This is a genomic window from Microcoleus sp. M2_D5, from assembly GCF_036701935.1.
Classification (GTDB): domain Bacteria; phylum Cyanobacteriota; class Cyanobacteriia; order Cyanobacteriales; family Microcoleaceae; genus Microcoleus.
This window is the reverse complement of the sequence record NZ_JAUBRP010000016.1, coordinates 79167-103574: the sequence shown is the minus strand read 5'-3', so window position 1 is coordinate 103574 and position 24408 is coordinate 79167. Positions and strand designations below refer to the sequence as shown.

Genomic DNA, 24408 nt, shown 5'->3' with positions numbered 1-24408 from the left:
TGTTTTTGTTGGGAAGTTACAGCTTTACTAAAACCTCTTGCCATTGGTAGCACTCATAAACTACAACAAACTACATTGAAATTTAGTCGGATTTAACTGTAGCATATTTTGGGTTCCAGTTAAGATGCGTTTACCCTGGGCTGTATAGCGACTTGATATATTCTTTGCGACAACGGCTGCGCTCTCGGTTTTGCTGTGGATTGGTAGGATCTAGTGATTCCCAAATTTGGAGAGCTTTCTCGAAAGATTCAATTCCTTCTAGACGTTTTTGTTTTGCAAGTTCTAAATTTCGCTCTTTCCAATAGGTGTTAGGTAGGACTTCTGCAAGTAAATATCCCTTTCGGTAGTGGTCTTTGATGCGATTAGGAGCTAGGGAAATTGCCATATCGTAATATTTAATTGCTCGCTCTGCCTCTTGTCGAAGTTTTCCATCACGCCTATTTCTAGGTGTTTTTAGTTCCATCGCATTCTGATAGTGTAAATATGCTAAATTTGCTAAATAAGTAGGATTGTTCGGCAGTAATTCGACACACCGCAGGCGCAGCATTTCCGCTTCACTGCGATACTTACTCTTGCGATTTAAAAATTCAGTCTTTTCTGGCTCTTTTCGAGGAATATCTTCTACCGAAACCTCGGCTAACTTCCCACAGGCAAATCCGACTTCGCTCAAGATTTCGGCATCTGTCCATAGGGGGTGCTGGCTGAGACGATCCAGGGGGGAAAACTTGTTATATATACCGCCCCAATCACTGCGATTTTTCAACAAGTTAATTTCATTTGTTAGAGTTGAATCCCCAGAATTAGGTGGTTTCATTACAGCTCTCATTTGGTCGTTATCCAGCACACAGCAGAAAGGTAAATAAGCACCTTGTTCGAGCGCTCCTGCCCCGATCATTTGCCCCCGAAGACGTTTGTAAAAATCCCCCGACGTAATATTTAAATCAGCTACAACAGAAAACCGAATGATTACTTGCGTGTCTGTTCGATAAAACGAACTTACTCTGAGTTGTTTAGCTTTCCGAATATTCTCCTCTTTTTTCCAATAAATACCTATTACATCTTCAATAGAGTCAAGAGTGATAGCTGGGAAATTAGGGAACAACGCTACTATTTCATCTAAATATCTGCCTTGATAGGTGATTTGCCCTTGTTGAAACCGCGAATCGTCTGCTCTGGTTATAATTGTTACCACTTTTTAAACTCCTGGATACAAAGACCCTGCTTAGCTGAAGTTAAATGCTTTACATGTCAGCGTATAAGCTCTATAGCGCTGCTGAGCTACCGCGATCGCGATTCGCAGACACTGGTGCTTATTATAACTCAAATTATAAAAATGCGGGTCTCAGTAAGTCAGGCAAGAGGCCAATCCCGCAGATTGCCCGATCGCCCCTTGACTCCATGCGCTACAATTATTAAGAAATCTTTAGTTCGATCCGTTTAACGTTCCAGACGCATTATGAGTCTTCCCATTCGCAACGTCGCCATCATTGCTCACGTCGATCACGGCAAAACCACCCTTGTGGACGCTCTCCTCAGACAGTCCGGGATCTTCCGCGAAGGGGAAGAAATCCCAGATTGCGTCATGGACTCCAACGACATCGAGCGCGAACGCGGCATTACCATCCTTTCCAAAAACACCGCCGTCAGGTACGGAGAAACCCTGATCAACATCGTCGATACCCCCGGACACGCGGACTTCGGCGGAGAAGTCGAACGAGTTCTCGGCATGGTTGACGGCTGTTTGCTGATCGTAGACGCCAACGAAGGCCCGATGCCCCAAACGCGGTTCGTGCTCAAAAAAGCCCTAGAAAAAGGACTGCGCCCGATCGTCTTTGTGAATAAGATCGATCGCGATCGAGCTGACCCCCACAAAGCCGTCGATAAAGTTTTGGATCTGTTCCTTGAACTAGGTGCTGACGACGATCAGTGCGAATTTCCCTATCTCTTCGGTTCCGGCTTAACCGGTTACGCCAAAAAACACCTCGAAGACGAAGGGGTAGATATGAAGCCCCTCTTTGAAGAAATCCTCGACCACGTACCGCCCCCCGTAGGCGACCCCAACAAGCCACTACAACTGCAAGTAACCACCTTAGATTACTCAGAATACGTCGGTCGCATCGTCATCGGCCGCATCCACAACGGCACAATTAGAGTCGGCCAACAAGCAGCTTTGATTACAGAAAGCGGTGCAATTGTCAAATCAAAAATTAGCAAATTGATGGGCTTTGAAGGGCTGAAGCGGATTGACATCCCAGAAGCTACTGCTGGTAATCTCGTCGCGGTAGCCGGTTTTGCTGATGCCTATATTGGCGAGACAATTACTTGTCCGAACGACCCGCAAGCGCTGCCTTTAATCAAGGTAGACGAACCGACTTTGCAGATGACTTTCTCGGTGAACGATTCGCCGTTCTGCGGTCAAGAAGGAAGTTTGGTAACTTCTCGGCAAATTCGCGATCGGCTAATGCGAGAACTCCAAACCAACGTCGCCTTGCGCGTCGAAGAAACCGAATCTCCCGACAAATTCCTCGTATCCGGCCGCGGCGAACTCCACCTCGGAATCCTGATCGAAAATATGCGTCGCGAAGGATACGAATTCCAAGTATCCCAGCCGCAAGTAATCTACCGCGAAATCGGCGGTACTCCGTGCGAACCCTTTGAATGTTTGGTGTTAGACGTACCCGAAGAAGCAGTCGGCGGCTGCATCGAACGCCTCGGTCAGCGGAAAGCAGAAATGCAAGATATGCACGTCAGCAGCACCGGCCGCACCCAAATCGAATTTTCAGTTCCCGCACGCGGTTTGATTGGATTCCGAGGCGAGTTTATGCGCTTGACTCGCGGCGCTGGAATTATGAACCACAGCTTCCTCGACTATCGCCCCCTCGGCGGAGAAATTGTCGCCCGTCGCAACGGAGTATTGATTTCCTTTGAAGAAGGAGTTGCAACTACTTATTCACTGAAAAATGCTGAAGACCGCGGCGTGTTTTTCATTACCCCCGGAACCAAGGTTTACAGAGGGATGATTATCGGAGAAAACAACCGAGATGATGACATGGAGCTGAATATTTGCAAGTCGAAGCAGTTGACAAACCACCGCGCATCTGGCGGTGAAGAATTGGCGCAATTGCAAGCACCAGTCGATATGAGTTTGGAACGCGCTTTGGAGTACATAGGCCAGGATGAATTGGTGGAAGTAACGCCAAAATCAATTCGCTTGCGGAAGGTTTCTAAGAAGTTGGTGAAACGCTAAAACAATTTGAGGGCTGGCAAAATTGCCAGCCCTTAGTGTCAACTTCAAACTACTGTATTTAAAGACAATATTAATCATTTTAACGCAATCAAAAATAGGTAAAAACGATGTCAACAGTTTATCGTTTAAAAGCCAGCGAACTAGATCGTAACTTTTTAGAACAAATCAAAGCGATTTTTGGAGATAAAGAGATTGAAATAATTGTCTCAGAATGCGATGAAACTGAATATCTTTTGAAATCGGAAGTCAATAAAAACAAACTGTTGAAAGCTATTGAAAATGTTAAAGAGCGGCAAAATTTAGTTGAAGTAGATCTACAGGATTTGCAATGAGCAGAAGAATTATTTTTGAATCTTCTGCTTTTGCAGATTTTAATGAATGGGCAAAATTAGACAAAAAGATTTATCGCAAAATTGTAGAATTGATTAAAGATATAGATCGATCGCCCTTTGAAGGATTGGGCAAACCTGAACCTCTGAAATACGAGTTAAGTGGTTTTTGGTCGAGGCGCATTGATCACGAACATCGTTTGGTTTACCAAGTTACGGACGAAGAAATTGCGATCGCAGCTTGTAAGAATCATTACAGTGAATGAAGCTTTAAGGAAGGTAGCAATTACTCTTTTTATCCGTTTACTAAATGCGATCACTCTCAATATTCTTCCTGAAGTTCTTCTATTAGATCAAGTACCTCTTGATAATTTTCTTCTTTTTCCTGTACATGATATAAATTTTTAGCGTGGTGAAGATCCAGAGCTGCTTTTTCGTAATTTCCCAACTGACCGTAGACAATGCCTCGGTTGTGATAAGCTTCAGCAAATTTCCCTTCAAGCTGAATTGCCTGAGTGTAATCCTCACACGCTTTCTTTTTTTCCCCCAACCTAAAGTGAATCACCCCCATGTTGTAGAAGGTTTTTTCATTATGGGGGTTCAGCCAAGCTGACTGGGTGTAATCATCAAGTGCTTTTTGCAGATCGTCTAGTTCCAAGAAGTAGACATCACCTCTATTATTCCAAGCAAGGGCATAATCAGGATTTAGTTCAATTGCTTGGGTGAAATCTTTAAGTGCCCCTGGCACATCCCCCATTTGTAAACGAGCAAAACCTCGGCTATTGTAGGCTTGATCATTGTTAGGATTTAGTTGAATTGCTCGGGTGTGATCGGCCCGCGCTCCTCGGTAATCACCTAATTTACAAGAAATAATACCTCGGTTTCTGTGAAAACCTGCACAATTAGGATTGAGCAATATCGCATTTGTGTAATCCTCAATTGCTCCGGCATCGTCCGCTAGTTCATGGCGAACATTAGCCCGGTTATTGTAGGCATTTGCATAATTAGGCTTTAGCTTAATTGCTCGATCAAAATTTTCAATTGCTCCCTCAAAATCTCTTTCCTTAACCTTATTTATTCCCAGTTCATCGAAATCCTCAGCAGAGATCGGAGACTGCGATCGCACCCTCTCGACCACAACCTCGTCACAAAAGTTGTCCAGCACTTCCTCAATTTGCTCAGGTTCAGCATTTGCAGGTTGTGTGTCGCTTTGTTCTTTCTGCTCTAGCTGCGATTCAGGTTGACTGATAGAAGGACTAGCTATCTTTTGCCAATCTAATTCTAGTTTTTGGCAAATATTAACAAAAATTTTACGGTCAACGGTCTTGCCTGTAAAAAAATTTACAACAGGCTGAGGACTTATGGTTAACTGCTGTTCCAAATTATCATAAGTCCAAGCCTTGTGTGTCAAAGCTATTCTGGCTTGTTCGATGCCTGCTACAGATGCTATGAGCGATCTCTTTGCCCGCGGTCTGTTTGCCATACTCTCACTACCCTATTTGTGACCATTTTAGCTGCTCCTATTAAAAATTATACCAAACTCATACCAAACTCATCCCTTACTTAGGTTGAACTTTAAAAGTGTGACTGCGAAGCTAGGGATGTAGTGATTCACTACTCAAAACTTAGCTGACGAAATTAATCATGTACAACAACAATCAGCACAACAAAGCCGAATTCTCCCAGCCACTACCCCCGCTTTCCCAAAAACAGGAATACGACTTCCAAACTCAAAAGAAAGTAGGAAAGACAGGAGAGGCGATCGTAGACAAGTGGTTGCAGATTCATGGCTATCGCATTGAGGATGTCTCAGATTTGCCACAGTATCAGAAAGCAGGTATTGACCGCGTACTAATTCGCCCAAACGGTTCAACCGCAACTGCTGAGTACAAGACTGATATAAAAGCCCAGCAAACTGGAAACTTGTTTTTTGAAGTTTTTGACGATCGCAACCGTCCCTGTTGGGGATGGACTTCGCAAGCCGATCTCTGGATATTTTTCATTCCTCAACAGGAGATATTGGTCGTCGAACCGGGTAAATTCAGGTTGTTAGTTTCGCAGCAACAGCCAGAACTCTCGCAGAAAGTAGTACCAAATCGAGGCTACAGTGTAACTGGATTACCTGTTCCATTAGTAAAGGTGCGGAATATTGCTAGTCACGTTTTCAAGTTTCCTGACGTTCTTTTCTAAAAAGAGACTCGCTGTTAATCTGGCGATCGCCTTGAGTAGGCGATCGCCATTATTCGAGTAATAATACTTAGCAAACGCTAATTGGGCGATCGTTATGTTTTAATAAAAAATTGAGCAAAATCCAAACACAGCCAGCCATGAGTCCTAAATCAATAGCCGTAATCAACTTCAAAGGCGGTGTCGGAAAGACTACCGTCACTTGGAGTCTGGGAAATATTATCTCCCAAGGAACCGACTTAGAAGTCTTGATGTTAGACTTAGATCCGCAAATGTCGCTCACAGAGGCGATCGGACTTAACGAAAATACAGGTCATTTAGATGACAAATTTGGTAAGTGGTACGAAAAATCTCTCAAGCATAGACTTACAATTTACGACGCTCTAGAAGTCTTTAAAAAAGCCGGACAAAACTTTAAATTTCCCGTTGGTTTCGACACCATTTATCAGATTGACGAACAGTTGCATTTTGTCCCTTCAGTTGAAGAATTGTATTGGTTGGATATCGATGGATTTGAGGGAAAAAGCGTTAAAGACTTCATCCGCAGATTCATCGGCAAAATCGCCAACTCTGCCAATCTCCCCAAATACGACTTGATGCTTTTTGACTGTTCGCCTTCCTTCAGTCTCCTCACCTACAGCGTACTCTCTTGCTGCGACTTAATATTAATTCCCGTCAATCCCGATTATTTTGGTTCTAGGGGATTGAGTTTAGTTTTAAACTCGCTCCAGAAACGGATTGAGCCTTATCCGTTTCCCAAGATAGCAGTCTTTATGAATAAAGCTAAAACCTATGGAGGATTGCTGACAAATGAAGTTCAGTTTTACATGAGAGAAGTAAAGAGACTTTGCGATGAGATATCAAAAGATAATAACATAGAAGTTAGATTTTTAGAATCGACGATTCGGGAAAGCGTCGGGCTAAAACGAGCGATTAATGAGGGAGAACTGCCGCGAGAATTAGTTAGAGAATTTGAAAAACTATGGCGCGAGTGTGAGGAGTATCTGAAATGAGTAAAAAAGAAATTTTGGCTGCTTCAGAACAAGAAAGTGGGGGGTTAGTTGAGGAAATTGGCGAACTTAAGGAAATCTTGCGGGACGTTGCTCGAAAATTAACCAGGCTTGAGACTCAAGTCAAGCGGGGAGTGATTTCTGCTGGCTCAAAAACTTCGGATATTCCCAGGAATGCTGATGTTAATAAACCTCTTAATTTATCGGCTGCCAATGTTCTAGAAGTTTATGAAGAACTGCGTTTACAAGCTAAGAATGGTAATGAAGAAGAGGTGAGGAAAAAATTGTTGGCCATGAGTGCAACTGACTTGAACTTGATGTGTTGCGAGTTAGGGATGCCACCCAGCAGCAAGAATCCGTCCCGCAAAAAAATGTTCGAGCTAATTATTGGCAGAATTAAACAGAGTTTGAGGCTGTCGCGGCATATAGACAGACAAACACTTTAAAAATTAGCAGGTGAATGGATAAAATGCGTTTTAACTTGCATTTCCCGCTGGGACATGGAACAGGCAAGATGCCCGTTCCAAAAAAGTTTAAGTTGAGTGTGGGGAGTAGGGGTTGGGCATCTTGCCCGCCCATCAAAAGCTTGTGGCAAATTCTGCAACTTTTCAGCTTCCATAAATTATGGCCGATAAGTGCGATCGCCCTCATCTCCCTAACACTCTCAATCAGCTTGTTTTTGAGCCTTCAGGGCCCCGGAACGCCCGCAGCCCAAAAACCAAGGATACTAGCGTTTACCGCCCTCCAGATGCGCGGCAGCGAGCTCAGAAACAGTTTATTTGCCCTCAATGCTACCAGTTCCGGTCGTCGCGAACTTGCACCTAATATAGATGTTAGCGCTCCCCTAGTGTGGTCGCCCAACGGCCAGCGACTCGCTTTCGTTAGCGGAGACACCGACATCTATACAGTTAATGCTGACGGTTCCCGACTAACTAAACAGTTTGCTGGGGATGCTTGCAAAGCAGCTAATTTTGAAATAGTTTGGTTTTCCAACAGCCAGAAACTTGTTTTTGCCCGTTCTTGCGACGGTTTTACCTCTGATACTCCCGGCAGTCAGTCACTTTATACAAGCGACATTTCTGGCATCCAAGGAACTAAATTAGTTAGGAATTTGGAAGTAGGAGGATATCCGCCTAAAACAGAAATTTCCTCAGAATTTTACCTGTCGCCGGACGCTCAGCAGGTAGCATTTGTCAAGGATAAAAATATCTACAAAATGAATGCCGAGGGTTCGGTAATGACCAAACTAACTAAAAGTTCAGGCGAATATATATCTGGCGGCAGTCAACTTTTTTGGTCGCCCGATCGCACAAAAATTGCTTTCCTGTTCGGCGCTTATCCCAAACAGCAAATTTACACAATTAATGCCGATGGAACCCAGATAAAAAAATTGACTAACAACCCGCAACATGAGGTTTACAACGTCAAATTATTTTGGTCGCCCGACAGCAGCCGAATTGCTTACTATTACAATAAACCAGGCGATTTATCAGGCGAACAGCAAGATATTTACCTGATCGACATTAACCGGGGGACAGCCAAGAACCTCACCCAAAAACCCAGAAACTACGACGAATTTTCGTGGTCGCCGGATGGCAAATTTATTGCTTTCGTCGCCGGAGAGTTCAACAATCAAAAGCTCTACACAATCAATTCTGACGGCAACCAGCTAAATCAACTAGCCACCAGGCTAAAACCGTCGCAAATTTCAGAATTAGCTTGGTATTCTGACAGCAATCAAATTGCTTTTATATATAATGAAACCGAAGGCGAAAAAAGCAACTTGTATGTAATTAATCGGGACGGTTCAGGATTGACTAAATTGACAAATGACAAAGATTTGTATCCTAGCAATCCGGTTTGGCAACCGCAGTAAACTTAAGAGCAACAATATGCTGTAGGGGTGAGTTTTAGCACAGATCAACCCCGCAGCACGGGCCATATTGGCATTCCCCCGCAGCGAAAGCGGGTTACTTAACAAGAAAAAATCCACCAAACTCAACACTCAGAAAAATTCTCAAATTGGGGAAGATGAAAGAATTTTTTTCTCCTTTAATGGCTGGTGAACTTGCAATTCATTTGACTCAACTTCCTGCTGTTTTTCATCCTGCACCTGTTTATCAATTTTGGGCAACTTTAAAATCGCTCCAGCTAAAACCCAATAATACACCGACACTGGATCTACATCCAGCGGATAATATTGAGTATTGATCGTAATAAATGCCACAAACACCCAAAAACTAGCTCCGTAACTCCGCAAACTTTTGTCCTTGACAGATCGGTAAGCTCTAAAAGTTAGAAAAGCTAAGTGTAAAAGCATCATCTGAAAACTAATCATTCCCGGATAACCGAGTTCGTAGATCAACTTAGGTTGAAAAGTTTCAATTAGCTGCGTTGCACCAAATATTCGCGTTGAATTAGTTGCACGTCCCACACCTCTACCCAGAGGTTTGTCAATGATAAAATTGTTGCTCTGCTCGAACTGATTAAAGAGAAACTGTTGGGGCGGTGCAGCATTCCAGCGACTAACAAAACTATCCCACCGCTGCTCGATAATTCCCGGGTTAATAGCTGCACCGACAAATAGCAGAATCGCCAGTCCAGCACCAATGGGAATAAATCGTTTTAAATTAACTAATTGACCGGTGAGAACTAGCAGGATTGCTGTAGCAACGGGAACCATAACTAAAGCAGCTCTTTGACCCGAAATAACTGCATTGGCAAATACTAATGCCATGCCAAATAAACCGATAACTCGCCACCAGAAGGAAGGATCGCAAAAGGCAGAGGCAAAGGTTAAAAAAGCATTAGAAATTAAAAACCACGCCCACTGCCAAGGCGCGACAAAAGTTCCCGGCAAGCGGACAAACTTGACTTCTGGACTGAACACCAAGGAACCGCCGACAAAACATCTAGCTTCCAACGTTGCTTTATATAATTCTGCTCCGATCATGCCTCTGGTTCCCGCACACTTTCCACTTTGCAGCAACAGGTACTGAATCAAACCGAGAAGGCAGCAAACGATCGCCAAAACGATGTGCATTCGACTAAAAAATACCAAATCCTTCTTAGTGCGGAGCAGATAATAGGTACAAGCAATCAGCGGTATGTAACCTATCAATACTTTTAAGCCGAGAATTCCTTGCAGAATTGGTTTGTCGCCCCCCCTAGGGTTGAGCTGCATCTCCCCGTTGACAAAAATTAAAGTCAGCATTGCCATCATCAACAGGATGCTGAAGGTAGAAAGCATTTGTTTGGGAATGAACAGGGGCAACTGTTTCTTTTTGCAGCTTTGAATTAGGGCGATGAGAGCTGGTATGTAGAAAGCATCTTTGGCTACTTGAAATGCAGCATTCCCGCCGCCAATTGCGTAGGTAATTGTACCGCCAAAAGGCAGGTAAATTAGAAAAGTCCACAAAGCTTGACGGGGGTATTTGTAGGAAAGCAGCAAGATGGCTGCGGCTGCGCCTCCTCCAATAGCAATCTTAGGGCCGGCTACGAAAAACACGGGAATGCTGAGAGCAACAGTGATTAAGCAGCTTATGGCGATCGCCTGCACCACTTCATTGCGCTTTTGGGAAATTTTGCGTTTTTGTGCAGTTACTTCTTTTTTGCTGAGCGCTGTTGTTTTTTCGCTGTGCTTGTGTTTGGATTTCTTGGATTTGCGCTTGGTTTTCAACATAACTTCTAAAAGGCACTTATGTAGAAGGCTGAAGGCACTCTGATGTAGAAGACACTCTGATGTACAAGGTAGAAGGCAGAATGAAGAGAATCAAAAATAGGTCGGCAGATATGGTTAGGGATGAGAATTAAATAAAATCCACTTTTCATGACTGTTGTGGGATGGGCCTGAAAGCCCGTCCTTTCTGGACGGGCTTTCAGGCCCATCCCACAAGAAAAAAGGGAAATGATTTAATTGACGATCGTTACTTATTCTTAAAGTCAAGATAAGAAAAAGTCTCGGTCGAGATTGTCGGTGTGACGCGGGCACAAATTAGACTGGCGACCTTGTAGAATATAACTGCTGCATCTATACTGTACAATGTACAAAAATGTACAAATCTCGAAAAAATAATTTTAATGTTGCGGTGAATATGAAATTAACAAAATTTGTATCGATCGGCATTGCCCTACTTTTAGGAGCAAGCGGGAGCATATTATCTAGCAGCAGTAGAGCATTAGGGGCCGAAAAAGTTGTCCTCACATTTGGCCCGATCAGACAAGCCATCAACATCAGCGACTTAGAAGAATTTGCTAAAAACGGCACGACGACGCCAACCCTCCAACAAATTATCCGGTTCTCCAAAATGGACGCGCAAATACTGCGGGGGTTCATGGGTTTAGAAATTGGTTTAAAGCCTGCTAATCTGGCGAGGGTAGTTTACAGCACCCCAGGAGAAAAAATCACTGACGACATCGGTCAAGCAATTCGGACTCAGCGCCGCACAGAAAGCGGAAAAGCTTTGCGGGCAGCGGTGATCCTGGCATCCGGGGATGACGGTAAGGTATCGCTGCTGGAAATTCTGAAAAAGTATCCTCTCAACGAGGTTTATGTAGATGTTGCCAGCCTTCGCACCGCCGCCCAGAAAGTTCAGAGTATAGCCGGAACTCTGCAAAGCCTGCTTCAAGATGTGACGCGATCGACAACTCGCACAACTGAAACAAATTCCACCGAAAGTCCGATCGAACCTCGCCGCAGCGTGCAGCCCACAACTCCGCCTCCAGCGCCGCGCCGCGCCGCGCCATTGCCAGCACCCGCACCGCAGCCTGTGACGCCGGTCAGAGGGCTTTGGTGAAAAAATTATAAATTTGTCCTAAAGGCGGGTTGAAGGGGCTGTTGTGGCATTCTGCAGACACTTTTGAGACCCAACCTGCCCCCGCCCTACCCAGGGCTGTTTCATTCTCAGGGAAATCATCGTTTTGTAGGGGTAGTGCTACCCCTACTCCCCGTGCCTACCCCCTCCACGGACGAGGGAATCGGTGTTTCAAATATAGGGGCTGCCACGGGGGCAGCCCCTACAATAGAATGAAACAGCCCTGCCGCCCTACCCCGATCGCAACCGCCAAGACGGTTAGGACTGTTGTGAAAACTCCCAAAGCAATCAATTTTTATCGAGCAATTTTTTGAGCAACTTCGGAACCTCAGAAGGCCGAGCTGCCACAGGTATGTCCGCCTCTTCAAAGGCCGCCATTTTGTTTGGGGCCGAAACTCCAAAGGCTTTCTGGGCAGCCGCGCGAGAACTGATCAGGATGCCGGCGTGGCCCAAAGACGGGCCCTTGGGAGCGTAGCGGCCGGCCAGATAAGCAACCACGGGTTTGTCGATCGCCGAGGCGATGTAAGAAGCAGCAGCTTGTTCGCTCCACCCGCCAACTTCCCCCACCAAAACTATCGCTTCCGTACTGTCGTCTTCGTCCAAAATTTGCAGCCACTGCATAAAAGAAGAACCGACAATCGCGTCGCAGCCAATACAAACCGCCATCGACTGTCCCAACCGGGCCTCCGTCAGTTCTAGGGCAACTTCGTAAGTCAAACTGCTGCTGCGGCTGATCACTCCCACCGGGCCGGGAGTGTAAAATTCCTTGGGGTGAGTTCCCAGCAGCAGTTTGTCGGGCACAATAATCCCCGGACTGTTGGGCCCGATTACCAAAGTTTCCGTGGCTTCTGCTTTTCTGACTAAGTGAACCATATCCAGAGGAGGCACTCCCCCAGTAACGATCGCGATTTGCCGAATTCCTCCGGCGATCGCTTCTAGAGCCGCATCCAGCACCGAGTAAGCATCTACCAAAATTACCGCAGTGTCAACGTGACCCACTGCCGCCACTGCTTGTTCTACCAAATCAAAAATCGGAATTCCCTCCACTTCCTGCCCCCCCCGACCGGGACTGACACCGGCGACTACATTCGTGCCGTATGCTTTCATCATCAGGGCGGCGCGGGTAGACGCGGGAGATTCTGTAATGCCCTGTACTAGGACTTTGCTTTCAGGAGTTAAATTCATCTTTCTTCCCCCTTGGAGACTCCCGCTGTACCTGTACCCAGGTCACCGGCGAGAGGAAAAGGGGGGCAAGGTTTATGCCGCATACGAATAACCATCTTTTCTGTGAATAACTGAACAATACTTGTGGCTAATCCCTGACACTAATTCTGAGGCGGAAATATTGAATGAGCCACTGGTTCTTACGGCAACACGTCCAACGTATGTACCAATTTTTTTGCCAGAGGTTACAATCGCTTTGACAATATCTCCCGTTTGAAAACCTTTAACAAACTTAAACCGGGGAACATAGCGAGATGGAAAGCCGAATTTACCAGTGCGGCACATTTGACGTGTCCCGTGACCAGTTGCTTTGATCGATAGTGGCTTGCTTGTTAAAATCTTCAATGACTCAACCTTTCCGATACAAGCTGCATCTAGCCAATGAGTTTTAGGTAAATTTAATTGAATGCGGTTGAACTTCGTTAAGCCACCACTACCTGTAGAAACAGGCAAGCCAGTTGTACGGAGTCGATTAAATAATGTCCAACGAGTTGAGTTAACGGCTGCTGCGTCTTTTAACGGACGTTTTGCTTGAGATAGAATCCGCTTCAAAATCTCTGGCTTTTTAGACAAGAATTGCTCAACATCTTGAGTACCTTTCTTTTTGTTGCAAGCATCGCAAGCAAGGCAAAGATTAGAAATGCGATTAGCTCCGCCTTTGGCTTTGGGATGAATGTGATCGACTTGTAATGGTGTATTTATTTCACCACAGTAAGCGCATTTTCTCTCCCATTTGTTCAACAAATACTCGCGGATCTCATAGCCATGCAAAACGCCTTGTTGGTACTCGATTCCAGCAATCTCTGGGTTTTCTAATTGCTGTAAGTCAAATCGGACAAGCTCTTGAGCAATAGAAGCAATGGGGGCGAGTTTAATCAATCTAGTCACCCATGTTAGGGTTGTTTCGACACGATGTTGCAAACTTGGTGCTAACCAACCTTTAGGGCGAGTCCTGTTTGAGAATCTAGCCCGACGATAGCGGGTATGGCGATTTCTCCTGACTCTACGCAATGAACGGCGAGATTCAAGGCTGGCTTTAATAGCTTGTCCTCGGTGTGTTAGCTCTGCACCAAAGATTACGTTTTCTCCTTGTATTAACGCAATTCCAGTAGTTCGAGAGCCAGGATCTATTTTGAGAGTAATTGGTTTTTGCGGTACTGTTACCTCTACTTTGAGAATTAGGTTGAATGGATACCTTTTGAAGACAGCAGCTTTGCCATTAGTTAGCAATTTACGTGCCAATCCTGGGCGGATTGGATTGAGCGGTCGTTTTTTGGTATCAAGTACAAAAACCAAATTAGACATTTAAGTCCTCCCTTACGGGGTAATGTTTGCTTCGTCAATGTTTAAGGTCGGTAACTATCTTAAAAGCACTGGCTTAACCCTTACACCTGTTTAACTTTTAAGTTCTAGAGCAGAAAACTAGCACGCATTTTCTGGTAGGTACTTGAACGCTTACCTTAAACGTAGTGGGCGCACCACTTAGACTGGTCAACTAGGCAATTTCTGTGCCCGCGCTGTCTCGGTACTCCGAGCAGCGCCGGGTGATTGACTTTTTCCCACTTGACACTCGATCTGTAAAAAGCAGAAGGCCTTCATCTGTAAAGAAATCTCATTTTTTGCCGGTCTACTGCCGCTACTTGACGGATGATACAGAAGCGGCCGCGGCCTCATCCAAAGTGCTAGCTAGCTGCACCGGCAACTGTCCCAAACGCTTTTTAACAGCATCAGCATCGATCTCTACCAGTCGCAGCACAACTTGGATGTGGCGGTTAGCGCGAGCTTTCCGTTCCAAATAGCCGGCTACTGCAGCGATTATTTCCTCGGTCTTGGAGGCGCTGCCCAAAATATTTACAAGTATCACCTTAACGCTTTTATCCTGAGCGACTAACTCCAGACCCAACTCCACGCGATCGCGCAGGGCATTTGCTGCATAGTAGCGGTCTAGAGAACCAATATTCACAAAATTAGCTGGTTTTCCTCCTTGGTGGGTTACAGCATCTAGAGTTGCCATTGTCAGGCCCACTCCGTTGCACAAAATCGCGATATTCCCGTCTAGTTCGATTAATTGCAGGGATTCGGAATTCGAGATTGGGGATTTAGATTTGGGGTCAAACTCCGGCGACTGCTGAACCTTGGACTGGGAATGGGAGCGATCGCCCCCAGAATGGGGACTTCTTCTTTCCCGTGCCAACCCGCCCAAGAGCTTCTTCTCCGAGAGTGCTGCCAAATCTGGATGTCGTCCCAAGGCATCGTCGTTGGCGGTGACTTTACCGTCTAAAGCCATTACCTCTCCCCTTGGACTGATGCCGAGAGGATTGATTTCTACTAGGTCTAAATCTTTTTCGACAAACAGTCGATACATTTTTTCGACAATAGTGCTCACCGATTGAATCAAGTCTCCCTGCAATCCCATTTTCAGCGTGAGACGCCTCGCATAGAATGGCGAAAATTCTTGATCTACGGCAACTTGCTGCATTTGCTCGATCGACCCTTCGACATCCATACCTCCTTGGCTCGAACCCAGAAGCACCGGGCGGCGCGCTACGGGGTCTAGGAGTACCGCTAAGTACAATTCTTGGTCGGCGTTGTACTTTGCTTCTGCCAGCAGGACTTGGGGATATTCATCCTCGATCGGCAAATTAAAAATTGTTTGAGCCGCTGCTACTGCATCGATCGTATTTTCCACAAACTTGATACCGCCCGCCCTGCCCCGTCCCCCAGCCCGCACTTGCGATTTGAGTACAACGGGGTAAGGAATTTTCAGTCCTTTGAGGTCGGCGGGATTGTCAATCCGCTGCGACGGCAAAATCGGAATTGCCATCTGGCGAAATAATGATTTAGCTTGGTACTCTAACAAATCCATTTATCAATTACGGGTGACGGGTAGTTGGCAACAAGCAATTCGTCCTAATTGGCAATTCATAATTAATAGATAGTAATTGGTTTTTTGTCAAGTTAAAAGTTAAAAATTCTCGCTTTTATCTTTTAATTTTAGACTTTTGTATGGCCGATTACTTATTCGCTATTACCGCTCGCCGATTACCTATTACCTAAGCTGTTTCAAAGTGTTTTTTTCTCGAAATTGCCAAATTTTACTCTTAGGATCTGGCAGGGAGATATTTGGCGAGCGTTGGTGTTTTTTTGTCTCGCAAAATCTTCGGACTTTCGGCCATACTGTGCCGATATATTTCTGCGAATTGTTTACTTGAGGCTATTAACAGCGCCTTGATGGACGGTTTTGACCCATTTGAGCCGCTTGGGCCGTACCGCAATCCGAGCCGTTACAGTCCCTACGAGCAGCCAGTGGAACATATACACAGTACCCCGCAGCGTTTGCAGCCCGGTGACAAAAACTCGCCTTACGTCAAATTTGGTTTCTTTGCGAGTGCGGCGCAAACCGACAAACATTCCCACCACCGACAATGTAAGGGTCATAAAAGTTATGGGACTGGCGATCGGCATCCGGCGCAGCGCAATTGACATCACAAAGTCGGGTAGGGCTACTGTGGGCAAGAAATATTGAGATACCCAAAATCCAAATAAATCCCAAGTTTTCCCAGTTCCCATGCGGTTTCGCAAAATTAGCCGCCAGTAGTCAAGATAACGCTGATAGCCACCTTCTGCCCAGCGATTGCGCTGGTGCCACAGAGCGCGAGCGTTAGTGACTCCTTCTTCTGACACGGCTGGGAAAGCGAGAAATTCAATGTCCCATCGGTTTAGGTGCAGCCTCACCGTCAAATCCAGGTCGTCGGTAATCGTCTCCTCGTTCCAGCCTCCGCAGCTTTCCAAGGCGGTGCGGCGCATGAATTGGCCGTTACCGCGCAATTCTCCAATGCCGCCGATCGCAATCCGCTGCTGCTGGAAAAAACTGTCGAGAGCCATTTCTGCTTCTTGGCCGCGAGTCCAAAAATTTACCGCAGCATTGGCGATGGCTTTTCTGACTTGCACAGCCCCTACCTTTTCTCCATCGAACACCGGCAGCACCAGGCGCAGCAAATCCGGCGTTACCGTCGCGTCGGCGTCAAATATTCCCACAAATTCCCCGCGAGTCAGGGGCAACACTTGATTGAGTGCTCCAGACTTGCCGCCGCTGGCATTTGCTCCTCTGCGAAATACTTTGAGCTGGGGGTACTTTTTGGTTAGCTGTTCCAATACTAGCGGCGTGGCGTCGCTGCTGTGATCGTCGATCGCCCAAACTTCGTAGCGGTCGATCGGATAATCTACATTGCAGATGGATTCTACGAATCGGGCAATCACCGCTTCCTCATTTTTCGCCGCCACCAGCAGCGACACGTAAGGCCAATCCTCTCGATTTTCATCGGCAAGAGGCGGCAGTGCGGGCTTGGGTTCGGCAAACAACACTCGAAATGCTTGCATCCACAGCAGTCCCGTCAACCCCCACACTACCCACGCACCCCAAGAAATCAAGTGCAGGGCGATCGTGCCGGCCCAAATCGCAGTCAGCACTGCGGCGGCTTTTCCGCGCCTTCCCCGGTACAGATTTTGAGGAAAAGAGGGAGTTCCCGGCACAGAAACCGCAACCGGGAGCTCTGCTTTTGTTTCCGCGTCAAACACCCTGTCGCCCATGTCTGGTATAGCAAATACTTTGCTGAGCTTCGAGTGCGAGGTCAAACTCTTGAGCTCTTCTTGAGCTAAATCAGAGATGTCCAAGTTAAGCTCGCTGCGAGCGTCGTTTTCTGGCCAAGAACTCTCCTGCATAGGTTACTTGATTCAACCACCAATAGTTTTTGATTTTAGATATAAGCATCTACTGTATCAGTTTCTGGGCTTTTGTCGAAAGCAGGCGCTTGCAGGGCACCGCAGGAGAACCTGTTGCTGGTACGGCCCTGGTAAACCGGCACTGCATACTGGATAAACTATTTGGCTTTACCCGCAAATGGATGCAAGCCTCCAGACTTCAGTTGTTCGCCACCCCAAATTTTAAACTCCCCTTCTTGCTGGCAGATTCATCTTTTGTGCTGTAAATCTAAAATCTAAAATCTAAAATCTAAAATCGACTGACTTTTGCTTGCGATCGACCAGGAATATCTGCTAGTTTTTTCTGGGGATCTAAACTATCTGTTAGTAATAATTGTCTGAGGTGGAAATATGTCTATTCCTCAACTCAAGCCAGCCGATGACAAAGAAGTGAAAGTCTACGCGCCTTTCTGTCAAGAGCCCAGGCGCAAGTTTTTGCCGCACGCTATTGGCCTCTACAAGCTCAAAACCTTGGAGGGGGCAAGAAAAATTGACGGCGGGGAGAGCGTGCCGTTTGTCGCTAGTTGGAATATCTCCTCGCTGCCGATCGACTTAACCCGCTGTCGCGTGTTGTTTGACGGCAATGCTGAACTCAGCTACGAAGTGACTATGCAAAGCTCTGAGTTTGTTAGTTGCTTAATTGAGGTTCTCCTGACTTTTCAGCGAACTCGTACCGTCGATTTTTCTAAAACGTTTTACCGCAAGCTGATGCGAATGGATGAATAACTTTCACCGCAGCAGCACTCTCGAAAGTCCGCAATTGACGATCGAGCAATTTAGTCCGGGGCCTCCGAATTGATTCGCGGATCGAGAAAAAAGCTCCTCGCTCCCCATCGCCAGCCCCCGGATTTATCAGTGGGGTTGCTTTCTTCAATCTAAAATCTAAAATCGATTGACTGGCGCTATAACTGCAGCACCAATAGTGTAGAGCGACGGTGGCAACATTACATGATTTGTGCGCCAGCTCTAGTTGAAAAGCGGAAAGAGTAAGTGAGTTCTTGGATCATTCTCAATAATCCCTTTGGGGGTCAGCACTTATCCCATTGCTAAAGTAAATCTACAGCAGTTTTCAGTTGAGCGCGATACAGATTTTGCGTAGGAACTTAGGCAAAACCTGAGTCCCTACCTGTATTTAATCCAATTGAAAACTGCTGTATTTGTTGTGGGACAAGCGCAAAAGCCTATTTCGGACATCGATTGGTGCTGCGCGAGTACGCGCGAGCGAAGCTATCGCCGTGAGGCGAATCGCGCCGTCCGATTTCGTTCCAATTTTGCGACTCGGTAGCTGAGAGGAAAGCGCTGTAGAGGCAAGGAAAATCAATATACAGCCCTTAAACTGCCATTGGGCTAGCATCGCAATCAGCCTAAAGGCTGCCGAAATTCCAGCCCGCGCCGCCCGACAATTTATGTGTTTAGGATCGCGAATTAAATAACTTACAATTTTAATTGTTATTGTGGGATGGCCGTCCCGCCCGTGCTTAAAAGACGGGCGGGACGCCCATCCCACTTTCAAGAGTGGAAGTTATTTAATTCTCATTCCTTAGAAACTAGAATTCCGATTCTAAGCAGCTTATTGCTCGCAGTGCCACCGATCGGTTTAAACGCGGTTACTCCCACTAATAATAAATAATACCTATCGATTTTCGATTGTATACAAAAATGAGCAGGCAATTACCAAGGTTTATTCCTACAAACTACCTATATTATAAAAATCACAAATGAGAGTTTTTTTACCCCACTTCAGCCTCCATTACCAAGGGTAGGGGGTAAAAAAATAACAAATTATTTATGACGTATATACACCAAACAAAAAATTAATCACCTATGTCTATACATATTTCGCCGTAAAAATGCACGTTTATCCGTCTCATTTTTTAATATTTATAAAATTAAGTTTAATCTTTTGGAGTGCGAAAAAGTAGGGCAAAAACTTGATAATTGAAGTTTGTTTTCCAAGTGGTTTTGAGCTATAAAATTTTATAAAAAGCTGCTGGAAAAACAAATAATTTAAAAACAGATTTTCCAAAATCAAGTAAAAAGAATGGGAAGAAAATGGTTGCGAACAGGTAAATAAAAATTTTTCGCTAAAAAACAATCTGCCCAAAAGCGACAAAATCGAGTATAATATAGTATTGCTAAACTGAGGCTCAGTTCAAAAATACTGTTGAAAAACTAAATTTATTGAAATAGACAGGTGCACATTGAGGATTGAAGGCGTACCCAAATTGACTAAATATTTGCTGATCGGTTCCACAAAAGCTTACAGTGGCAAGTCTGCCATCGCCCTAGGGATGGCACTCGGACTCCGGGGAAAAGGACTGGCCGTCGCCTACGGCAAACCTCTGGGAACCTGTTTGAGCTCGCCAGGAGCTGGGATAGAGGACGAAGACGTGCGGTTCGCCGTAGAGACGCTGAATCTCTCAGAAAGTCAGATGCCGTCAACACTGCTGTATTTGGATGAAGAGACGGTTCACAAGCGTTTGCGGGGAGAAGACAAGACAGATTACCTCCAGTCTTTAGCGCAATATTTGCAAGCTCCCAGCGGAGACTTGGCGCTGTTAGAAGGCCCAGCTAATTTGGAGGAAGGGAGTCTGTTTGACTTGTCTTTGGCTCAAGTCGCTGAGGCAATTGATGCCTCTGTGCTGTTGGTAGCCCGCCCGATCGATCTGTATGTAGACGATTTGCTGTCGGCTAAACAGCGTTTGGGTTCGCGGTTGCTGGGCGTGGTACTCAATGACGTTCCCTCGGACAAACTCGAATCGGTAACGGCGACTGTGCGGCCTTTTCTGGAGGCTGCGGGTATTCCAGTTTTGGGAATGCTGCCGAGAAGTGCTTTGCTGCGAAGTGTCAGCGTCAAAGAATTGGTGCACCAATTGAAAGCTGATGTGCTGTGCCGTCCTGACCGTTTGGACTTGATGGTGGAAACCTTGACAATTGGCGCGATGAATGTTAGTTCGGCTATGAAGTATTTCCGCAAAGCGAGAAATATGGCGGTGGTGACGGGGGGCGATCGCACGGACATTCAGCTAGCGGCTCTGGAGAGCTCGACTCAGTGCTTAATTTTGACAGGCCACTTGCCTCCTTCTCCCCTAGTGATTGGCAGGGCAGAAGAAATGGAAATTCCGGTTTTGTCTGTTGATTTGGATACCTTAACCACGGTAGAAATTATCGACAGCACCTTTGGCAGCGTGCGCCTGCACGAACCGATCAAGGTGGAATGCGTTACTCAGCTAATGGCAGAACACTTTGACTTGGATGGCATGATGGCATCCTTGGGCCTGGGCGATCTAGTCCATTAAGAAGAGAGCCGGAGCTGAGGGAAGAAGGTATTCGGCAGAGAGAACTTTTTGTTTAAATAAATAAAAAGGTAAAATTCTTAAATTCTCAATTTTTCTTGAATTCTACCTTGAGCTCTGGCTTCCTCAACTCTCCCGCTCCTCTAGTCCGATCGGGCAAATCAGCAATTCTTAACTTCTTTTTGGTGGCAATGGCTAGTGAGTCTGCTAAAATCCACAACGTAGTTTTATTTAATTTAATAAATTCTTTGAGTCAATCAATTGAGCTACCCAGAGTAGATGATTTTTTACAAGAACTTGCGGCGATCCAGCAAACCGGCTCCAAGCGGATTGCTCTTTTGGGTTCTCGCCACGTTCCTATTACCCACCAGCAGCTAATTGAGATGCTGAGCTACGCCATAGTTCTGGGAGGCAATCAGCTCATCACTTCTGGCGCTACAGGCACCAATTCAGCGGCAATTCGGGGGGCCATGCGAGCAGATCCTAATCTGCTGACAGTGATTTTGCCACAAAGTATGAGTCGCCAGCCCCGGGAGTCTCGCGACCAACTCGAACAAGTGATACATTTGGTAGAAAATCCCAAAAATGATAGCTTGTCTCTCCCGGAAGCAAGCGCCATGTGCAATCAGGAGATTATTTCTCGCTGCCAGCAACTGATCTGTTTTGCTTTTCACGAAAGCCACACTTTGCTGAAAACTTGCCAGGATGCGGAGGAACAGCGCAAGGTGGTTACTCTGTTCTATTTTGATTGAAATGCGAGGCGGATGATGCTCTTGGGATTGCCTGTGTCGGTTATTCTGCTTGATTGTATTGCTGCAGCTGCAGCGCTGGTTTACGCACCGTTTTTGGTGGTGGCGTTCGCCCGCTTGCAGCTAGGCTACGACCAAGCAGCCCCCCGCGCTATGTTTGATAGGTTGCCTGCTTACGCTCAGCGGGCAACTTGGGCTCACCAAAATTCGTTTGAGACGTTTATGCTGTTTTCAGCGGCGGCTTTGATGGCTTTTGTGACGGGGGTAGATTCGGAACTCGCGGGTTGGGCTGCGATCGCTTTTACGATCGCCCGGTTGTTGTTTTCGGTTTTCTATATCCTGAATATACCGCTGGGGCGATCGCTCATGTTTGCGATTAGTTCTTCTTGCACTGTTTCTTTATTCTATTTCAGTTTGATGGCTGTTAACGGCTAATTTTCAGTATTCATTGGTTATTGGTTATTGGTTATTGGTTATTGGTTAGTTGTTAATGCCCAATGCCCTGTTTTGCCAATGCCCAATGCCCAATGCCCAATGCCCCATTACCAATTATAATTTTATGGCAGGTAGCTATTCATTTGATATTGTCAGCGAGTTCGATCGGCAAGAGTTAGTCAATGCTGTTGACCAAACAACGCGAGAAATTCAAAGCCGTTACGACTTGAAAGATACCAAAACCACTCTAGAATTGGGCGCAGAATCCATTACTGTCAATACGGACAGCGAATTTACTCTCGACGCAATTCACACTGTTTTGCAAACGAAAGCCGCCAAGCGCAATTTGTCTCTGAAGATTTTTGATTATGGGAAAATTGAAGCTGCTAGTGGTACTAGAGTACGCCAAGAAATCAAACTGAAAAAAGGGATTGACCAGGAAATTGCCAAGAAAATCACTAAATTAATTCGAGATGAGTTTAAAAAGATTCAAGGCTCGATTCAAGGTGATGCAGTGCGCGTTTCGGCTAAGGATAAGGATGATTTGCAGTTGGTAATTCAACGGTTGAAGCAAGAAGATTATCCGATGGCTTTGCAGTTTACCAATTACAGGTAAATTTGATAGTTTATCGGGACTTCAGTCCTCATAGTTCTGGCGAATAAGGACTAAAGTCCTGATTAGAAACAACTTTTTACCTACTTAATATTAAATATCTAAACCCGTGACTGTTAAGTCGGGAGGATGTTCGACAACAAATTGATAATATAACTCTTGCTTTGCTTGCGCTGGCAGAGACATTATCCATTCCAGCAGTCCCATTTCACCTGCTACTATCTTCGGATTAGTGAGAGTCGATCGCACTTTAATTTGTTCATTGCGGCTGACTGGCAATTGCTCTTGTAGTGTCAGGTGTACCTGCACCTGATGCAAGTTTGTCACATTTAAGCGATAAGCGTAACTCGTGCGCCTCTGCTGACCGATCAGTTTTTTATCTACTTGTCTTTCTACTAATTCCCGCTCTATTTTTAGCCCTTCATCTATTCCTAAATTCAGTTTATATTCTTGGCCGGGGGAAACATTTTCTAACTGCACACTGCCGACAAAAGTGTTGTCGCGAAAGATATTTGCTTTACCGGGAAGCAGAGTTGCACCTGTCAGCGGATTCACCACAACTGCTTGCAAATAGGCAAAACTGACTAATCGCGGGACGGCAATATATTCAGGTTTAAAGGGATTATTTTCGCTAAAAATCGTGACTTTGTGCGGTGTGCCGTCGCTAGGAATATTAGTATTTCCGCCGACTTGAAATGTGATAGTGCCTCCTTCTCTCGATATTTGGGCTGTGGCGGTTTGAGCTTCTATGGGTTCGGGTGCTGCAGAAACACTAGGCTCAGTCATCATGGCTAATGCTACTTCTTTTGCACCTGATTTAGAATCGTATGATGCCATACTTCTTGTCATTCCCGCTCTGTGAAATTCTGCTGGAGGCGATTTTGAGCGAAGAATATCGATATACCAGGATTCTAATTTGGGGGGTAGCATTCCCATTCCGGGTTTGGCTGTAGATAAAGTAAGCCCTACTCCCGTCCAATCTTCGCCTGTATTTTGATTGACTTCGGCTAGGTAATTGAGATTAATTTGGTTGTTGGTAGTGTTGACTCGCAAGTCGTAAAGGGGAGTCCAACGGGCTCGCATGACTACATAGGAAACTTCTAGTTCAAAATTGCCGCTGCCGCTGGGTTCTACGGCGACAATGATGTTAAAACTCTGCTGGGAATGGGGAGTTTGTACTTGCCACAACTGCTGCTGCAAAGCTTCTATTTGCTTGTCTAATTCGTGCTGTTGTCTTTCGTGCTGGGCGATCGCACTTACATATTTTAGGTAATTAGTTCCTAAAAAGTTGAGCAATTCGCCAGTTTCGTTTAAACCTACCTGCTGTTTGGCGATGCTGCTGGAAAAGAAACCGACGCTTTTTTCGCTCAAACCTTCAACAAATTTGAGCTGAATTTTTCGGGCGGTTATTTTGTCGTTAATTGCCCGTTTTTGGGTTTGTAACTCCTGGATTTGTTGGGTTAATTCGGCAGTGCGATCGCCCACTGGTTCGCTGCTAAACACTGTTTCGGTTCGCACTCCCAGCAATCGCACTGCAACTGTACCCGCACCGGTGGCCCTGACTGACTCTGTTTCGAGGGTTGCGGGAACCGAGGCGATCGCCAATTCTCGTTCGTTTCCCGTCAAAGCGACTGTACCGCGGCGCGTCACCAAAGCGCGATCGGTGTAAACTGTAACTTCTGATATGCTAGTTTCTAGTGTTTTGATGGTATCAGAATTAAGGATTTCTGAGTCAGTCATTGC

At 45.8% G+C, this 24408-nt stretch carries 23 protein-coding genes; 14 read left to right on the top strand and 9 right to left on the bottom strand.

Going from position 1 to position 24408, the window contains the following annotated elements; genetic code table 11:
- Positions 1 to 130: 130 nt before the first annotated feature.
- On the bottom strand, positions 131 to 1192 hold the full coding sequence (locus QUA50_RS09620) for a hypothetical protein (RefSeq protein ID WP_333263298.1): 1062 nt from the start codon (positions 1190 to 1192) through the stop codon (positions 131 to 133).
- Between the two features lie 264 nt (positions 1193 to 1456).
- On the opposite strand from QUA50_RS09620, the gene typA reads away from it, so the two are divergent.
- The 3 genes from typA (at position 1457) to QUA50_RS09605 (ending at position 3842) form a co-directional block, all read left to right on the top strand.
- Entirely contained in the window at positions 1457 to 3247 is a 1791-nt protein-coding gene (gene typA, locus QUA50_RS09615) for a translational GTPase TypA (protein WP_333263294.1), read from the top strand.
- A 107-nt stretch (positions 3248 to 3354) separates the two neighbouring features.
- Entirely contained in the window at positions 3355 to 3579 is a 225-nt protein-coding gene (locus QUA50_RS09610; protein ID WP_333263291.1) for a hypothetical protein, read from the top strand.
- Positions 3576 to 3842: a Txe/YoeB family addiction module toxin gene (locus QUA50_RS09605; protein ID WP_333263288.1), complete on the top strand. Its 267-nt coding sequence runs from the start codon at positions 3576 to 3578 to the stop codon at positions 3840 to 3842. Before QUA50_RS09610 ends, QUA50_RS09605 begins: the two co-directional genes overlap by 4 nt.
- A gap of 56 nt (positions 3843 to 3898) precedes the next feature.
- Here QUA50_RS09605 and QUA50_RS09600 read toward each other — a convergent pair whose 3' ends face one another.
- Positions 3899 to 4987: a tetratricopeptide repeat protein gene (locus tag QUA50_RS09600; protein ID WP_333263285.1), complete on the bottom strand. Its 1089-nt coding sequence runs from the start codon at positions 4985 to 4987 to the stop codon at positions 3899 to 3901.
- A 233-nt stretch (positions 4988 to 5220) separates the two neighbouring features.
- Here QUA50_RS09600 and QUA50_RS09595 point away from each other — a divergent pair, with 233 nt between their 5' ends.
- The 4 genes from QUA50_RS09595 to QUA50_RS09580 all read left to right on the top strand — a co-directional run bounded on the left by QUA50_RS09595 (position 5221) and on the right by QUA50_RS09580 (position 8649).
- On the top strand, positions 5221 to 5766 hold the full coding sequence (locus QUA50_RS09595) for a hypothetical protein (protein WP_333263282.1): 546 nt from the start codon (positions 5221 to 5223) through the stop codon (positions 5764 to 5766).
- Between the two features lie 137 nt (positions 5767 to 5903).
- Entirely contained in the window at positions 5904 to 6776 is an 873-nt protein-coding gene (locus QUA50_RS09590; RefSeq protein ID WP_333029965.1) for a ParA family protein, read from the top strand.
- Positions 6773 to 7219 carry a hypothetical protein gene (locus tag QUA50_RS09585; protein WP_333263279.1) on the top strand — a complete coding sequence of 149 codons (447 nt, stop codon included), beginning with the start codon at positions 6773 to 6775 and terminating at the stop codon, positions 7217 to 7219. The genes QUA50_RS09590 and QUA50_RS09585 overlap by 4 nt, the downstream gene beginning before the upstream one ends.
- A 68-nt stretch (positions 7220 to 7287) precedes the next feature.
- A complete protein-coding gene (locus tag QUA50_RS09580) occupies positions 7288 to 8649 on the top strand; it encodes a hypothetical protein (protein ID WP_333263278.1) in 1362 nt (453 codons plus the stop codon).
- A 141-nt stretch (positions 8650 to 8790) separates the two neighbouring features.
- On the opposite strand, the gene hpsL is transcribed toward QUA50_RS09580, so the two are convergent.
- Complete coding sequence (gene hpsL, locus QUA50_RS09575) at positions 8791 to 10455, bottom strand: hormogonium polysaccharide biosynthesis protein HpsL (RefSeq protein WP_333263275.1); 1665 nt, start codon at positions 10453 to 10455, stop codon at positions 8791 to 8793.
- Positions 10456 to 10867: 412 nt separating this feature from the next.
- Between hpsL and QUA50_RS09570 the strand changes: the two genes are divergently transcribed.
- Complete coding sequence (locus QUA50_RS09570; RefSeq protein WP_333263272.1) at positions 10868 to 11569, top strand: alpha/beta hydrolase; 702 nt, start codon at positions 10868 to 10870, stop codon at positions 11567 to 11569.
- A 306-nt stretch (positions 11570 to 11875) separates the two neighbouring features.
- Here QUA50_RS09570 and QUA50_RS09565 read toward each other — a convergent pair whose 3' ends face one another.
- From QUA50_RS09565 to QUA50_RS09550, 4 genes are all read right to left on the bottom strand, one after another.
- Positions 11876 to 12772 carry a CoA-binding protein gene (locus tag QUA50_RS09565; RefSeq protein WP_333263269.1) on the bottom strand — a complete coding sequence of 299 codons (897 nt, stop codon included), beginning with the start codon at positions 12770 to 12772 and terminating at the stop codon, positions 11876 to 11878.
- A 72-nt stretch (positions 12773 to 12844) separates the two neighbouring features.
- The gene (gene iscB / locus QUA50_RS09560) at positions 12845 to 14116 is read right to left on the bottom strand and encodes an RNA-guided endonuclease IscB (RefSeq protein WP_333263267.1); all 1272 of its coding nucleotides are present in this window, start codon (positions 14114 to 14116) and stop codon (positions 12845 to 12847) included.
- Positions 14117 to 14447: 331 nt separating this feature from the next.
- Positions 14448 to 15677 carry a succinate--CoA ligase subunit beta gene (locus tag QUA50_RS09555; protein ID WP_333263264.1) on the bottom strand — a complete coding sequence of 410 codons (1230 nt, stop codon included), beginning with the start codon at positions 15675 to 15677 and terminating at the stop codon, positions 14448 to 14450.
- 338 nt (positions 15678 to 16015) lie between these two features.
- A complete protein-coding gene (locus QUA50_RS09550) occupies positions 16016 to 17533 on the bottom strand; it encodes a glycosyltransferase family 2 protein (RefSeq protein ID WP_333263262.1) in 1518 nt (505 codons plus the stop codon).
- Positions 17534 to 17562: 29 nt separating this feature from the next.
- Here QUA50_RS09550 and QUA50_RS09545 point away from each other — a divergent pair, with 29 nt between their 5' ends.
- The gene (locus QUA50_RS09545; protein ID WP_333298660.1) at positions 17563 to 17799 is read left to right on the top strand and encodes a hypothetical protein; all 237 of its coding nucleotides are present in this window, start codon (positions 17563 to 17565) and stop codon (positions 17797 to 17799) included.
- A 124-nt stretch (positions 17800 to 17923) separates the two neighbouring features.
- Positions 17924 to 18298, top strand: coding sequence for a type IV pilus biogenesis protein EbsA (gene ebsA / locus QUA50_RS09540; protein ID WP_190737140.1), 375 nt, complete (start codon positions 17924 to 17926; stop codon positions 18296 to 18298).
- 406 nt (positions 18299 to 18704) lie between these two features.
- Here the strand turns inward: ebsA and QUA50_RS09535 are convergent, their stop codons facing one another.
- Complete coding sequence (locus QUA50_RS09535; RefSeq protein WP_333298658.1) at positions 18705 to 19079, bottom strand: hypothetical protein; 375 nt, start codon at positions 19077 to 19079, stop codon at positions 18705 to 18707.
- A 694-nt stretch (positions 19080 to 19773) separates the two neighbouring features.
- On the opposite strand from QUA50_RS09535, the gene QUA50_RS09530 reads away from it, so the two are divergent.
- The 4 genes from QUA50_RS09530 to QUA50_RS09515 all read left to right on the top strand — a co-directional run bounded on the left by QUA50_RS09530 (position 19774) and on the right by QUA50_RS09515 (position 22668).
- Positions 19774 to 20871, top strand: coding sequence for a phosphotransacetylase family protein (locus QUA50_RS09530; protein WP_333263259.1), 1098 nt, complete (start codon positions 19774 to 19776; stop codon positions 20869 to 20871).
- Between the two features lie 245 nt (positions 20872 to 21116).
- Positions 21117 to 21620 carry a DNA recombination-mediator protein A gene (locus QUA50_RS09525; protein ID WP_190744281.1) on the top strand — a complete coding sequence of 168 codons (504 nt, stop codon included), beginning with the start codon at positions 21117 to 21119 and terminating at the stop codon, positions 21618 to 21620.
- A gap of 15 nt (positions 21621 to 21635) precedes the next feature.
- On the top strand, positions 21636 to 22052 hold the full coding sequence (locus tag QUA50_RS09520; RefSeq protein ID WP_333263312.1) for an MAPEG family protein: 417 nt from the start codon (positions 21636 to 21638) through the stop codon (positions 22050 to 22052).
- A gap of 124 nt (positions 22053 to 22176) precedes the next feature.
- On the top strand, positions 22177 to 22668 hold the full coding sequence (locus tag QUA50_RS09515) for a YajQ family cyclic di-GMP-binding protein (RefSeq protein WP_333263309.1): 492 nt from the start codon (positions 22177 to 22179) through the stop codon (positions 22666 to 22668).
- Between the two features lie 90 nt (positions 22669 to 22758).
- On the opposite strand, the gene QUA50_RS09510 is transcribed toward QUA50_RS09515, so the two are convergent.
- A complete protein-coding gene (locus QUA50_RS09510) occupies positions 22759 to 24405 on the bottom strand; it encodes a mucoidy inhibitor MuiA family protein (RefSeq protein WP_333263256.1) in 1647 nt (548 codons plus the stop codon).
- Positions 24406 to 24408 lie beyond the last annotated feature (3 nt).

Coding starts and splice junctions, on each gene's coding strand:
- QUA50_RS09510 (WP_333263256.1), bottom strand. CDS start 24,405: ATGACTGACTCAGAAATCCTTAATTCTGATACCATCAAAACACTAGAA.
- QUA50_RS09610 (WP_333263291.1), top strand. CDS start 3,355: ATGTCAACAGTTTATCGTTTAAAAGCCAGCGAACTAGATCGTAACTTT.
- QUA50_RS09605 (WP_333263288.1), top strand. CDS start 3,576: ATGAGCAGAAGAATTATTTTTGAATCTTCTGCTTTTGCAGATTTTAAT.
- QUA50_RS09570 (WP_333263272.1), top strand. CDS start 10,868: ATGAAATTAACAAAATTTGTATCGATCGGCATTGCCCTACTTTTAGGA.
- QUA50_RS09515 (WP_333263309.1), top strand. CDS start 22,177: ATGGCAGGTAGCTATTCATTTGATATTGTCAGCGAGTTCGATCGGCAA.
- QUA50_RS09565 (WP_333263269.1), bottom strand. CDS start 12,772: ATGAATTTAACTCCTGAAAGCAAAGTCCTAGTACAGGGCATTACAGAA.
- QUA50_RS09590 (WP_333029965.1), top strand. CDS start 5,904: ATGAGTCCTAAATCAATAGCCGTAATCAACTTCAAAGGCGGTGTCGGA.
- ebsA (WP_190737140.1), top strand. CDS start 17,924: ATGTCTATTCCTCAACTCAAGCCAGCCGATGACAAAGAAGTGAAAGTC.
- QUA50_RS09520 (WP_333263312.1), top strand. CDS start 21,636: ATGCTCTTGGGATTGCCTGTGTCGGTTATTCTGCTTGATTGTATTGCT.
- QUA50_RS09550 (WP_333263262.1), bottom strand. CDS start 17,533: ATGCAGGAGAGTTCTTGGCCAGAAAACGACGCTCGCAGCGAGCTTAAC.
- QUA50_RS09595 (WP_333263282.1), top strand. CDS start 5,221: ATGTACAACAACAATCAGCACAACAAAGCCGAATTCTCCCAGCCACTA.
- iscB (WP_333263267.1), bottom strand. CDS start 14,116: ATGTCTAATTTGGTTTTTGTACTTGATACCAAAAAACGACCGCTCAAT.
- typA (WP_333263294.1), top strand. CDS start 1,457: ATGAGTCTTCCCATTCGCAACGTCGCCATCATTGCTCACGTCGATCAC.
- QUA50_RS09555 (WP_333263264.1), bottom strand. CDS start 15,677: ATGGATTTGTTAGAGTACCAAGCTAAATCATTATTTCGCCAGATGGCA.
- hpsL (WP_333263275.1), bottom strand. CDS start 10,455: ATGTTGAAAACCAAGCGCAAATCCAAGAAATCCAAACACAAGCACAGC.
- QUA50_RS09580 (WP_333263278.1), top strand. CDS start 7,288: ATGCCCGTTCCAAAAAAGTTTAAGTTGAGTGTGGGGAGTAGGGGTTGG.
- QUA50_RS09585 (WP_333263279.1), top strand. CDS start 6,773: ATGAGTAAAAAAGAAATTTTGGCTGCTTCAGAACAAGAAAGTGGGGGG.